This window comes from Spirulina sp. LEGE 11439 (assembly GCF_059821285.1).
In genome coordinates this window covers 1-14,048 of the sequence record NZ_JCAMRX010000089.1, presented here as the reverse complement: position 1 = coordinate 14,048, position 14,048 = coordinate 1, and the positions used below count along the sequence as shown (strand labels likewise).

Annotated in this window: 11 protein-coding genes and 1 pseudogene; 11 read left to right on the top strand and 1 reads right to left on the bottom strand. The window is 38.4% G+C overall.

Annotated features, from left to right (window positions below):
• The first annotated feature begins 115 nt into the window (after positions 1–115).
• The 3 genes from AC6RV6_RS29230 (at position 116) to cfa (ending at position 3,546) form a co-directional block, all read left to right on the top strand.
• Complete coding sequence (locus AC6RV6_RS29230) at positions 116–790, top strand: CPBP family glutamic-type intramembrane protease (RefSeq protein ID WP_500244397.1); 675 nt, start codon at positions 116–118, stop codon at positions 788–790.
• Between the two features lie 218 nt (positions 791–1,008).
• The gene (locus AC6RV6_RS29225) at positions 1,009–2,217 is read left to right on the top strand and encodes a cyclic nucleotide-binding domain-containing protein (RefSeq protein ID WP_500244396.1); all 1,209 of its coding nucleotides are present in this window, start codon (positions 1,009–1,011) and stop codon (positions 2,215–2,217) included.
• Positions 2,218–2,364: 147 nt separating this feature from the next.
• The gene (gene cfa / locus AC6RV6_RS29220; RefSeq protein ID WP_500244395.1) at positions 2,365–3,546 is read left to right on the top strand and encodes a cyclopropane fatty acyl phospholipid synthase; all 1,182 of its coding nucleotides are present in this window, start codon (positions 2,365–2,367) and stop codon (positions 3,544–3,546) included.
• A gap of 152 nt (positions 3,547–3,698) precedes the next feature.
• On the opposite strand, the gene AC6RV6_RS29215 is transcribed toward cfa, so the two are convergent.
• The gene (locus tag AC6RV6_RS29215) at positions 3,699–5,240 is read right to left on the bottom strand and encodes a B12-binding domain-containing radical SAM protein (RefSeq protein ID WP_500244394.1); all 1,542 of its coding nucleotides are present in this window, start codon (positions 5,238–5,240) and stop codon (positions 3,699–3,701) included.
• 264 nt (positions 5,241–5,504) lie between these two features.
• Between AC6RV6_RS29215 and AC6RV6_RS29210 the strand changes: the two genes are divergently transcribed.
• From AC6RV6_RS29210 to AC6RV6_RS29175, 8 genes and pseudogenes are all read left to right on the top strand, one after another.
• Complete coding sequence (locus AC6RV6_RS29210; protein ID WP_500244393.1) at positions 5,505–5,960, top strand: hypothetical protein; 456 nt, start codon at positions 5,505–5,507, stop codon at positions 5,958–5,960.
• A 93-nt stretch (positions 5,961–6,053) separates the two neighbouring features.
• Positions 6,054–7,421, top strand: coding sequence for an NAD(P)/FAD-dependent oxidoreductase (locus tag AC6RV6_RS29205; protein ID WP_500244392.1), 1,368 nt, complete (start codon positions 6,054–6,056; stop codon positions 7,419–7,421).
• Between the two features lie 149 nt (positions 7,422–7,570).
• Complete coding sequence (gene acnB / locus AC6RV6_RS29200) at positions 7,571–10,159, top strand: bifunctional aconitate hydratase 2/2-methylisocitrate dehydratase (RefSeq protein WP_500244391.1); 2,589 nt, start codon at positions 7,571–7,573, stop codon at positions 10,157–10,159.
• A gap of 78 nt (positions 10,160–10,237) precedes the next feature.
• On the top strand, positions 10,238–10,579 hold the full coding sequence (locus AC6RV6_RS29195; RefSeq protein WP_500244390.1) for a XisI protein: 342 nt from the start codon (positions 10,238–10,240) through the stop codon (positions 10,577–10,579).
• A gap of 47 nt (positions 10,580–10,626) precedes the next feature.
• On the top strand, positions 10,627–11,148 hold the full coding sequence (locus AC6RV6_RS29190) for an element excision factor XisH family protein (protein ID WP_500244389.1): 522 nt from the start codon (positions 10,627–10,629) through the stop codon (positions 11,146–11,148).
• Between the two features lie 78 nt (positions 11,149–11,226).
• Positions 11,227–11,640: pseudogene (locus AC6RV6_RS29185) on the top strand (element excision factor XisH family protein).
• Positions 11,628–11,969 (top strand): XisI protein, encoded by a 342-nt coding sequence (locus tag AC6RV6_RS29180; RefSeq protein ID WP_500244388.1) that lies wholly within the window; start codon positions 11,628–11,630, stop codon positions 11,967–11,969. Before AC6RV6_RS29185 ends, AC6RV6_RS29180 begins: the two are co-directional and overlap by 13 nt.
• Before the next feature lie 259 nt (positions 11,970–12,228).
• Positions 12,229–14,048 (top strand): DUF262 domain-containing protein (locus AC6RV6_RS29175; protein ID WP_500244387.1); only part of this gene is annotated, 1,820 nt, incomplete at its 3' end.

The window sequence follows — 14,048 nt, the reverse complement described above, 5'->3', positions numbered from 1 at the left end:
ATTGGTACACTCATTGCTGCTACTGTACCTCATGAATTAGGGAATTGCTATATTATATCTAACGATTACGAAACAAGTTAACGAGCATCTCCGTTCTTTAAGCGATCGCCATGTGATGACATTGCAAAAGCAAATTGAAGAACTCGAAGAACGCAATCGCTCTGGCTATTTTTTATTCTTACTTGTTTTTGGCTTTTTTCTGGCAATTATCTTAGCGGAATTTACCGAATTTATTCCCGATCGCAATATCGCTGAAACAACATTATTTAACTGGATTTATCTTATTGTTGTGGGTTTTATTCCTGCTATATTACTATTTCTTAAAGTTGACATTCCTTTAAAAAAAGTACTCAGTATCAAAGGCAATTTTAAAAAATCTTTAATCGATGGAATTATCTTCAGTAGTTTGGGAGTTGGGATTATATTTGGTGTATGTATTGTACTCAATCCTATCTTTCCAGAAAAAGATTTATTAGATAATTTTCTCACAATGTCTTTTTCGATAACATCGCTATTTTATATCATTCATAGCTATATTCAACAGTTCTTGAGAGCAATAATACAAACTCTAGTCCAAAGATTTTTACTCGATCGCAAAGGTTATATTGCTGTGATACTCACTGCCTTAGCCTTTAGCATCGTTCATGCTAACTATGGATTTGAATCGATGATGGTAACATTAATTGTCTGTATTTTCTTTGGTTTGATTTACAAACGAACCTATAATTTACTCGGCGTTACTCTCGTCCATTTTATACTCGGTTTGATTTATTTTCATTTAAGTCAATAAATAAAGTTTTTTATTTTAGCGTAAAATAATCCTGCTATCTTTTCCAGTCCAAAACCAAAAATTTATCAACTTTTATCAACTTTTATCACTTTTTCTATATTGACATTCTGAGAAAGCCTATTTTAATATTGAACATACAAATAGGTTCGGCAATTGAGAAAAGATCAATCAATAAAAAGTTCATCGGACGAAAGATCGATTATGGAGAAGCCTTAATCATGCTCGAAGAATTTAAAGCTCTGGAAAGTCCAATCTATAATCAAAAGAGCGTCAAGAGAAGAATCAATACAGGAGAATTCTCGGGAGGCGTTTCTGAAAAATTTTCAATTATGCTCAAACAATTTAAAGTTCTCGAAAAACTCAGCGAATCCCAGCTAAAGGAAATCGAGAGTCTTTGCAACCAAAAAACCTATCAACCCGGAGAATTTCTTTTTCGAGAAGGAGAAGAACGAGATGAAATTTATTTTCTCTTATCCGGAACAGTAGGGGTTTATAAAATTGACCCCAATACCCAAACAGAGATCGAATTTTCAGAGATGTCAGCCGGAAATACTTTAGGCGAGATATCTTTTACTGACGTTCATATCAAACGTTTTTCTGTAAAAGCAAAGACAGAAATTACGGCCTATAGTTTATCAAGACAAAAACTGATCGAACAACTTCCTCAGCATCAAGAAATTCTCGATCGCTTAAACCCAACTATTATCCAACAAGCTCTCAGATATATCCAAACCTTAAGCGATCGCCACGCAACAGCCTTGCAAAAGCAAGTTGAAGACTTGCAAGAACGAGGCAAACTAAGCCACTTTTTATTTTTACTCATTTTCGGCTTTTTTCTAGCAATTGCCCTAGAGGAGTTGGTAGAACTGTTTCCCGATCGTGGTCTAGCGGAGTCAACATTATTTCACTGGATTTATCTCGTTGTTGTCGGTTTTATTCCTGCAATCTTATTATTTATCAAAGTAGATGTTCCTTTCAAAAAACTACTTGATATCAGAGAAAATTGCATAAAATCCTTACTGGATGGATTGATTTTCAGTATGGTGGGTGTTGCCAGTATTTTTGTTTTGTGCGTAGTCTTGCATCAAATTATACCCGAGGAAAATTTTTTACCTAGTTTCCTCTCAATGTCTTTTTCAGTCACAACGCTATTTTATTTGATCCATAGTTATTTCCAACAATTTGTTAGAGCGACAGTACAAACTTTAATCCAACGCTTTCTCGTGGATAGTAAAGGTTATATCTCTGTAATGATTACGGCTCTAGCCTTTGGACTCGTTCACGCAAACTATGGTTTTGAATCAATGATAGTGACATTAGGGGTCAGCATTTTCTTTGGTCTGATTTATCGGCGAACCTATAATCTACTGGGTGTCAGTATCGTACACTTTATACTCGGTTCTATCTATTTTCATATGGGTCGATAAATAAATCGATTTGGGAATGATAATTCATTTTCTCTAGATCGCAATCTAGATTGTAAAAAAGATTGAAAGCGAGCGCAATCCTACTATTCAATAGTAGATAATTTTATCGGGTCGCTACATTACATTCACATCATTTGGAGATAACTCATGCAATCAAACTTATCCTCTTTGCAACCCATGCCCTTGAATTGGTTTGAAAAAACCATTAATGAAAAACTCAAAAAATCGATTCAAGCCCATTTGGAAAAAGTTGATATTCAAATTGATGGTTCTCGTCCTTGGGATATCCAAGTTCATAATGAAAGACTTTATTTGCGCGTTCTCTTACACGGTTCTCTCGGTTTAGGAGAAGCCTATATGGAAGGATGGTGGGACTGTCCTCAACTCGACCAATTTTTTGTACGAATTTTGAGAGGAAATATTCATGAAGATATTGCCCCCAAAAACCTGAGTTCTCTCTGGGAAGCTGCGATCGCAGGAATTACTAATCTACAAAGTTTAGCAAGAAGTTTCCAAGTTGGGGAAGAACATTACGATCTCGGCAATGACCTCTTTCAATATATGCTAGATACGCGCATGACCTACACTTGTGCTTATTGGGACAATGCGAAAACATTAGATGAAGCACAAGAAGCCAAACTCGATTTAGTTTGCCGTAAATTGCATCTCGAACCAGGAATGACGCTTTTAGATATCGGTTGCGGTTGGGGCAGTTTAATTAAATATGCAGCTGAAAAATATGGCGTTTCCTGCGTGGGTTTAACTGTTTCCAAAGAACAAGTTAAACTCGGTGAAGAAATGTGCGAAGGATTGCCGATTAAGTTCTTATTACAGGATTATCGCCTGTTTGAGGGACAGAAATTCGATCGCATTGCTTCTATTGGCATGTTTGAACATGTCGGTGCAAAGAATTTTCGTACTTTCATGGAAATATCTCGGCGTTGTTTAAAAGAAGATGGCCTATTTTTGCTGCATACCATTGGCAGTCTAAAAACCAATATGTCTGGGGAAAATTGGGCGATGAAATATATTTTCCCTAATGGTTATTTACCCTCTCTTGCTCAAATTAGCAAAGCAACAGAAGAGTTACTCGTTTTAGAAGATTTGCAGAATATCGGTCGTCATTATCATCCAACTTTTATGGCCTATCTGGAAAACTTCGATCGCCACTGGCCCAAACTGAAAGAAAAATACGGCGAGAACTTTTATCGCAAGTGGAAATATTTTCTCTGTTCCATTGGTGGATCTTTTGGTGCGCGACATTCTCAAGTCTGGCAAATGGTTTTCTCTCCTCAAGGTGTCCTGCAAGGCTATCAGTCGATTCGATAGCGAAGCTAAATTCAAATTCTTGGCTTCAAAGCTAAAGCCAGTTAAAGCAGCCTCCAATCCTAACCCGTTTGAATGGATTTTCGCTTTTAGCCTTGGATTTGAATCCAAGGCTAATGTGGATTTACATTTTTGAGATGTATCTAGTTTTGCACTTAAGACACCTCAACTGGAGTTCCCACAATTCGCGGTGCTTTTTGTTCCAAACAAGGATGCAGTTCTTCGAGAGAGATCAATTCCGCGTAGCGACCTAACATCACCTTCAATTGACGGCGATAAAAATCAGGCAATGTTTCAGATTTTCCTTCATGGAAGGCAAGAAAATGCGAATCTGTTTTGAGTTGCGCTAATATCTCGTGATATTTCTTCTCATGCGCTTTTTCTCCTTGAGTTCGCAACCAATGAAATATCTTAATCCGCCAATTAGAGGTACTCTGAATGCGTTTTTTTAACATTTCCGGAGACGAGACACATTGAGAAAGCTCGATGAGTTTTTCAAAATAAGTAATTGGGTCATAATGCTTGGGGGTAAATGCCAAATAAGGAAAAGAGTAAAATGCAAAGGGCATCGCTTTGAGAATGCGATCGTTCTCAATATATTCGTCGAACATTGGCGTACCACCAAACGGCATGGGAATATTAAATACCGGCCAAGCAAAAGGGGTTTTTTCAATGAATTGCTTGCTCAAGATAATCGGTTCGTCTCCGCGATCGCTATCTAAACCAAAAATGAGGCCGACTTGGATATAAGGGATGTATTCAAACACTTGTTTTAATTGTTCTGCAACGCGATTGACTTTTTCAATCCCATCTTGATTCTTCACTCCCGCTTTCGTGGAGTAGTCTTGCCAAGATTCAACACCATGAATGGTCAAAATACATTTTGTTTCTTGGAGTCGTTTCAATCTCGATTCATTGAGAATACTTAAGGAACATTCCATCCCATAACGCACTCTTAATTCAGGAGGTATTGATTCTAAAACTTGAAAAACTCGCTCGAATTGGATGCCGAAATTAGGATCGTTAAAACCGAGAATGAAATTTGGATGAAACTGAGAAACATAGCGAATATCTGCTGTAAGGCGTTCCATTGAGAGTAAGCGATAAGGATTATCCCAATCCCGACAAAAATCGCAAGTGTAAGGACAGCCTCGACTGGTTAACATTGGCACCATTGTGATCAAACTCGGCCAGCGTTTTTGAAAAAAAGATGAGGCCTTAATTTCTGACATTCGTTCTTCAATGGTGGGACAGTTCTCAAAAGATCGAGGAGCGGAAAGATATTGTCCTCGTTCAAATTTTCCGTCTACAACATCGGCAATAAAAGATTTATCGCAATTCCCAATAACCAAATCAAAAAAACGCAGACAGTCTACCGGAAAGGCTTCTGCATGAGGTCCGCCAATCACAGTCAACGTACCTGCTTTTCGATAGAATTTTGCTAAAGCATAAGCAAGAGGACTTGCCAAACTGCAACAAGCAAAAAAAACAACATCTAAATTATCGGGTAAAAGTCGAAAGGCATCGCCAGCACCGTAATGCGTCGCATAAAATGTTTCGTGACCAAGTTGGCGACACCAAACAGAAATAACTTGGGGAACAATACTGGCAAATTGTTTGCTCAGCGTGACATGATAGATCCTATCCATCAATGATGTAGAAGGCAAGACGATAATATCTAAAATTCCAACTCTCATAGAATTGTTCTGCTCCTATCTAATTTTTTTGCAAATGAACCCAGTATCGTATCTCTTGGGAGCCAATAAATTATTTTTGAAAATCGTAGCAATTATTCCAATATTATACTATAATAATTATAGAAAAAAAGCAAGTTTAAATCCTGTAAGATGTATTTTGTTTAAGGATTTTTCTTGGAAATAAAACAAAAACATTACCGCCTTGCTTGTCATGTTCTTTTGCGGTTATTTTTTGTTTGAGAAAAATAATAAAAAATCGATCGAATGGAAAGCAAAAAAACTATAATCAGAGAAATATTCGCCATTATTTCTCGTCAAAAAGAAATGTCATCGATCGCCAACTATATCGCCGAAGATTTAGAAATCTATCGAGACGATCTTCCTTCCGGTGACGGATTGATTTGGTGGTGCAGATGGGTGCGTTTTCTTCACTTTATTGCCGATCGCAAAATGCAGGGTTTGGAACTGCGAGAAGAACAGATGACAGTGAAAGATAACGTTGTCGAAGTTCTAGCGAGATGGTACGGAACAAAAAACGGGAAAACTGTTGCCTCGGGAGATGTTCCCGTTCGCTATCAGATCGACGGCGATCGCGTCACGAAGGTCTGGTCTTATACGACAAACTACACTTTTATTCATGGTAATCTCATTGTCTATAAACCGATCTTCATTTTATTAGTTTTGCGGCTCTGGATTTATTCTTTGTTGAATCAATATTAAAGTAAAAAAATAGGTTATTTGTGAGTTCTTCCTTTCAACTCAATATAAATCTAGAAAACTGAGTTTCTTAACAATTTTCAGGAGAATCGATCCATGTATCAAGAACTTTTTGCACGAGAATCAATGCCTGTAATTATTGGAACTGGAATTACAGGCATGGCAATTAGTCGTAGTTTGAGTGAAAAGAAGATTAAACATTTGGCGATCGGCACAACTCCTCATCCCAGTCGTCCCAAGTTAGGAGAATCGATTAATGGCGAAGGAAGTCTCGATCTAGAGGAATTATTTCCCGAATTCAGTCAATACTATTTTCCTAAGAAAAATATTGTTTTTTATACAGGAAAGCTAGTCACTCGCTGCGATCTGGATACTTCCATGAATTCAATATTTGCTGCATTTTTTAAATTAACAGGTTTCAAGGCATTTAAACATTTATTTCATGTCGATCGCATTGGGTTCGATCTCGCACTATTTGAAAGCGTAATCCAAAATGAACATTGCCTATTTTTAGAGCGAAAAGTGACAGATATCGTTTACGATCGCGATCGCGATGAAATAAGAGAGATCGTTCTCGATGATGGCTCAAAAATCTGTCCTTCTTTTGTTTTTGATGCAACTAATCATGTGAGACTACTTCCTAAAAAACTAGAGATTCCTTGTCACTTTTTCAGCGAACAACAAAGAATTGTTTTTACTCATTATCACTGTCCAAATTCTCAATATTGCTGTTCCGATCGCCGCGATAAAACAGAATCTTGGTCTCACTCAACCAATTTATTAAAATTATGCCAAAATTTAGATGGAATTGAAGGAATGGCTTGGTGTATTCCTTTAGGCAATTATGTTTCCGTGGGAATGAGTATCAGTGCAGAAAAATACGATATATCGGCTCGAGAAGCGATCGCATTGCTCGATCGCGCCTACAAACGAAGGGGCATTGATTATCGCCAAGATTACAGTCAAGAAACAGAAATTATTTCCGTCCGGAATCAATATTTTCGACACGAACGTGCTGGGGGAGAAAATTGGCTGTTAGCTGGCGGAACTTACAGCCAAGTTTGGTTTCCTACGGGGTCTGGGGTGGCGACTTCTCTTTATACGGCTCGTTTTGCAGATCGCTTCCTTAAATCTCCTCAAAAAACGCGCCAACAATACGAACATTTTATGAGTCAATTTTGGCCATCTCATGACGTTCACGAACAAATTATCACCAGCGATCTTGAAAATTTGACCTATCAACAAATGTATCGCTGGACAGATTCTTTACTCACTAACACTATATTAAGAGTTTGCACTTATGCTCAATCTCGAAATCATAAGGTAGGCGGTTTTTTTGCTAAGCTGATTAAATCCCTAATGGAGTTCAAAATTGTAGAAATCAAGTTTTTCTGTAAAATCCTTGAATCCAATTTAGAGCGACAAACTGAAGATATTCATACCGAAAGATTAACCTATCTATAACATTTTTTATAACAACGCGAATGATAAATCCAGAGAATTGACTCTCTTGAAGGAAAGTATTGTATAACACATTCACTCCCTCGGAACAGTCACGCATTCCCCCAAGAGATTATCATAGTAAACCCAAGCCGGAATTAAGGAGAACCACTATGCTACAGGAGTATCGCCAACACGCAGAAGAAAGAGCCAAGCTCGGCATTCCTCCCTTACCATTGAATGCCGCGCAAACCTCCGAACTCTGCGAAATGTTGAAAAATCCCCCCGAGGCAGAGAAAGAAGAACTCTTAATGTTATTGCGCGATCGCATCCCTCCCGGTGTCGATGAAGCTGCTTATGTGAAAGCAGGATTTCTCACGGGCATTGCTAAAGGAGAGATCGCATGTCCTTTAATCTCCAAACAAGGCGCGATCGACCTCTTAGGGACAATGGTGGGGGGGTATAACGTACAATCTTTAGTAGACCTCCTGAAATCTCGTGACGAAAACCTCGCCTCAGAAGCCGCGACAGCCCTCAGTAAAACTCTATTGGTCTTCGATGCCTTCAACGACGTTTTGCACCTCTCAGAGACCAATCCCTACGCCAAACAAGTCATCGATGCTTGGGCAAATGGAGCATGGTTTATCAATAAGTCGAAAGTCCCCGAAACCATTACCGTTACTGTCTTTAAAGTCCCCGGTGAAACCAACACCGATGACCTTTCCCCAGCCCCTCATGCCACTACTCGCCCAGATATTCCCCTGCATGCCCTCGCCATGTTAGAGTCGCTGATGCCAGAAGGATTGCAAACCATTGCAGAGTTAAAGCAAAAAGGGCATCCCGTTGCCTATGTTGGCGATGTGGTGGGTACGGGATCTTCGCGTAAATCTGCAATGAACTCCCTGCTTTGGTGTATCGGTGAAGATATTCCCTTCATCCCCAATAAACGAGCAGGAGGCTATATTTTAGGGGGAAAAATTGCGCCGATTTTCTTCAATACCGGAGAAGATTCCGGGGCATTTCCCATCGAATGCGATGTCACGCAAATGAATACCGGAGATGTCATTACTATTTATCCTTACAAAGGCGAAGTCACCAACGAAGCAGGAGAAGTAATTTCTACTTTTACCCTCAAACCCGAAACCCTTCTCGATGAAGTCCGCGCGGGAGGGCGCATTCCCCTTCTCATCGGACGGGGATTGACGGATAAAACCCGTGAGGCAATAGGATTAGAACCGACAACGCTTTTTGTTCGTCCTACGATGCCGGAAGATACCGGTAAAGGCTTTACGTTGGCACAGAAAATGGTGGGGAAAGCCTGTGGGTTGCTGGGAGTGCGATCGGGGACTTCCTGCGAACCAATTATGACCACGGTGGGATCTCAAGATACCACGGGACCGATGACGCGAGACGAATTGAAAGAGTTAGCCTGCTTGGGTTTCAGTGCCGATCTCACTCTGCAAACCTTCTGTCACACCGCCGCTTATCCCAAGCCCGTCGATATCGATACTCACAAAAATCTACCCGATTTCTTTGCCACGCGAGGAGGCATATCTCTGCGTCCGGGAGATGGCATTATTCACTCGTGGTTAAACCGGATGTTATTACCGGATACCGTGGGGACGGGAGGAGATTCTCATACTCGTTTCCCCTTGGGCATTTCCTTCCCCGCAGGCTCCGGTTTAGTCGCATTTGCGGCGGCTTTAGGGGCAATGCCTTTGGATATGCCCGAATCGGTCTTAGTCAAGTTTACTGGCGAATTACAGCCCGGTGTCACCCTGCGCGATATTGTTAATGCGATTCCTTGGGTTGCCATGCAGCAAGGTAAATTAACTGTTGGTAAAGAGAATAAAATCAATGTTTTCAACGGGCGCATCATGGAAATGGAAGGCTTACCCGACTTGAAAGTAGAACAAGCGTTTGAGCTTACCGATGCGACCGCCGAGCGATCGTGTTCGGGGAGTACCATTAAACTCAGCGAGGAAACTGTCGCCGAATATTTGCGCTCTAATGTAGTGTTAATGAAAAATATGATTGCGCGGGGATATGCCGACTCTCGTACCCTTTTGCGTCGTATTGCCAAGATGGAAGCATGGTTGCAAAATCCCAGTTTAATGTCTGCGGACGCGGATGCTGAATATGTGGATACGGTTGAGGTCAATTTAAGCGCAATTAAAGAGCCAATTGTAGCAGCACCCAATGATCCAGATAATGTCAAGTTAATGAGCGAATGTGCTGGGGATAAGGTGGATGAGGTATTTATTGGCTCTTGTATGACCAATATCGGCCATTATCGCGCGGCTGCCAAGATATTAGAGGGTGCAGGGACGGTAAAAGGTCGTCTTTGGGTCTGTCCTCCAACTCGTATGGACGAACAACAACTGAAAGAAGAAGGAATGTATGCTATCTTTGCGGCTGCGGGTGCAAGGACAGAAATGCCGGGATGTTCCCTCTGTATGGGCAACCAAGCACGAGTTGAGGATGGTGCGACAGTCTTCTCGACTTCGACCCGTAACTTTAATAATCGCATGGGTAAGGGCGCACAAGTCTATCTCGGTTCGGCGGAATTAGCGGCGGTCTGTGCGTTATTGGGTAAAATTCCAACAGTTGAGGAGTATTTAGCGATCGTTGCGGAAAAAGTCGATCCGTTTAAGGGTGATTTATACCGTTATCTGAACTTCAATGAAATTGAAAATTTTGAGGATTTCGGACGAGTTGTTCCCGAGAGTGAAATGCCGAAGTTAGAGGAGGCTTTGGTGTAGTATAATTTTAGGGTGAGTCTTCATTGACTCGCCCATTCAATACATTGGTGTTGATATGGAAAAGGAGGATATTTTACAATGGATCGATTAGAAGGATATCGTAATTATATTAAGAAGATATTAACAGAATATCATGAATGGGTTTCAGGTTCAGCCAATTTAGAGCGAGAGAGTTGTCTTATTTTTGATGAGATACACGATCAATATTTTTGGCTATTGATGGGTTGGGAAGATAAGAAAAAAATAAGAAATATTCAGGTTCATATTCGGATTAAAAACGCGAAGATTTATATTGAGGAAGATTGGACTGAGGAAGGGATTGCCAATGAACTATTACGGGAAGGCATATCGAAAGAAGATATTGTGTTAGCTTTTTACGATCCGGAAACTCGTAAACTGACTGAGTTTGCTTTTGCTTAAGCGATCGCCAATTTTTCAACGATTTACTATCATGACAAAGGAGGACAATGCCAGCAAAAGATGTTTACCATGAAGCGGTGAAAAATGCTTTAATTAAAGATAGGTGGACGATCGCTTTCGATCCGTATCCCATTAAATATGAAAAGATTAAATTAGTTGCCGATCTTGCTAGAGAAAAAACAATCTCTGCGACCCGGGAAGAACGCAAAATAGTTATTGAAATTAAAAGTTTTCTGGGTCGTTCTCCCATGCGCGAGTTTGAGACAGCATTGGGTCAGTACCTGATTTATAGAACCTTTCTTGCTCACACTCATCCTGAAGAGGTGTTGATGTTTGATGACCAAAGGAGTCAATATCTTTGGTTTAATATTGGCTGGAAAGATCGGAGAAGAGTCAGTACAATTTCTGTTTATGTTCGCATTAAAAATGAGAAGATTTATATCGAGGAAGATTGGACTGAGGAGGGAATTGCCAATGAATTATTAAGGAAAGGTGTAACCAAAGAAGATATTGTGTTAGCTTTCCACGATCCTGAAGCCCGTAAACGGACTGAATTTGCTGTTGCTTAAGCGATCGCAAGGCTTTTGTTTAGTATAATGATGGGGCTAGGTCTTAATTGATTGACTTTCTTGGGTATAAGGAGAGTAATGCCAGCCAAGGATATTTACCATGATACGGTGAAAAATGCTTTAATTAAAGATGGCTGGACAATTACCGCCGATCCTTATTATATCATTTAAAAAAAACTCAGACTTGTCGCCGATCTCGGTGCTGAACGTACATTATCTACACAAAAAGGAAATGAAAAAATAGTTATAGAAGTTAAAAGTTTTGTCAGTCCATCATTTATTTACGATCTGGAACGGGCTGTAGGTCAGTATATTATTTATCGCAATTTTCTCAAAAAAACTGCACCAGATCGTCAAATTTATTTAGCGTTAAGTCAGCTTGTGTATAAGGAAAATTTTGATGAAACAATTCAAATTATTGTTGATGAAAACCAACTTAAATTGATTATTGTAGATACAGAAAAGGAGGCTATTACCAAATGGATAAACTAGAGCATTATCGTTCTACGATTAAAAAGATTTTGACGCAATACCATCAGCTTTTTTCTTCAGCATCACCTGAAAATATAGAAATGTTATTGGCTTTTGATGATGAAAGAAATCAATATTTATGGTTTCAAGTGGGATGGACATCTGAGGAAAGAATTAAAGGAAATTCCGTTCATATTCGCATTAAAAATGATAAAATTTATATTGAGGAAGATTGGACTGAGGCAGGAATTGCTAATGAATTATTAAGGGAAGGCATTCCGAAAGAAGATATTGTGTTAGCGTTCCACGATCCGGAAATTCGTAAACTGACTGAATTTGCTGTTGCTTGAATTATTGTAAAGATTTTTAAATAATTATTTCTGGATTAAAATACTTTATTAGAATGAGCTTTAGCAAAGAAGGTCAAAGGTATTGTTTTCCTAGGAATCAACTGATAGTGAGAAACCTTGTTGAATTCATTCTCGTGGTATATTATTTAAACATTCTGAAAAATTAGCTGAGATAGGTCTTTAGAGTGGTATCCTAGCTGGATAGAATTCTAAATCACTCTATAATCACATTAGCAATCAATAGGTACATAAGAATTAAATGAATATAGATCCAGTATATACTTCTGTTGGAGTTCTCTTCAAAAGTCAATCTACATTCTTTATTCCTAAATATCAAAGATCCTATGCTTGGGATGCAGAATCAGTATTAGACTTTATAACGGATTTAAAAACTTGTTTTAAGAAGAAAAAACAAGAAATAGATACAAATCACTTTTTTGGAGGTGTCCTTAGTGTAAAATACTCTGTTTCTGGGGCATTTGATAAACATAGATACGAAATTATTGATGGACAGCAAAGAATAGCAACATTTACTCTATTGGTCTCTTGTTTGATTAAATATTATAAAAAATTAGAATCTGATGCTGAACAAGCGGGAGATGATAAAAACAAGAAAATAATAAAAAGGAGATACAACGATTTATTAAATAGGTTTATCGAATTTGAACAAGAAATTCAAAGAAAGGTTGAATCTGTTGAAGTTTTAAGACTTTCAAAAGCTGACAATGATTTTTACCGAGATTTAATTCGTGGTTATGAAACTAAACCATCAAGAGATTCACATCACAAAATCCTATCTGCATACAGAAAAATTGAGAAGACTTTGGAAGATATTATTGAGCGAGGAAGCACGATTGAAAATAAAATTGATGACTTAGAAGTGATTCAAAAAATTTTAGATGATGATTTCACCATACTACATATGGTTGCCGATACAAAAGAAGATGCTTTTAGACTATTTCAAGTGATAAATGACAGAGGGACGAATTTAACAGATGGAGATTTACTAAGGGCTAAAACTTTGGAACTTTTGGAAAATTATCCTCAAGAACAACGCATTGTTGAAAAGTTATGGGATGATATCCTTGCCGATCCTCCTTCTGATACAAGTAACTATCTGAATTGGATTTATGATTCTTTTCAAGGCAAGAGGCCTAAACAAAATGCTGTGTTTGATATGTTTCTTGATAAGTTTTTTCCAAAACACAGAGAACATGACTTAACATCTGATGATGCGAAAAATATCAGAGAAACAATGCAAAATATTCAAAAGCATATCATCAAATGTCGAAAATTAGTTGAAGGACAATGGCTATATTCTGAGAAACAACCTATTACTGCTTGGGATAGAACTCGCTTAAATATTCTTTTAGTTGAACTCGGTCATACATTGTCAATTCCATTACTGCTTGCAGCATCCGAATTAGATCACAAAAAATTTTCCGCGATAGTTCAAATGATCGAAAAAACATTTTTTAGATATAAACTAATATGTAATGAACATATTACTCCGTTAAAAAATATTTACTCAAAAGAAGCCACTCAAATTCGTCAGAAACCTGAATTTTACGATATTCAGGATTTAAGAGAAAAACTTAAACACTTAATACAATCAAAAGTTCCGGAACAAACATTTAAAAATGCGTTAACAATGCTCAAATATCAGGAGGCTGGTACTAGCAATAAACCTCTTAAGTATTTTCTAATGACTATCGAATATTATTATCAATGGTATAAAGAAGGAGCAAATGGTGAACCTGTCTGCATGGATAAAAGTAGAGTATATGATTTTGCAGGTACATCAATTGAGCATATATATCCGCGTAATCCGCGTATTTCTGATAAAGAGAGTACACTCGAACCTTTAAAAAATTCTCTTGGAAACCTTACAATTATGGATCCTCAACAGAATAATATAGGTCACAATGACTTATTTCCTGCAAAAAAATCTCTCTATCAAAAATCTTCCGTCGCTTTAACTCAAGAAATAGGAACTAATCCAAATTGGACATTGACAGAAATAAAGGGTCTACCGAACTTAGTATGTAAAACTAAGTTGAGAAAAGGGCATCCAACCCA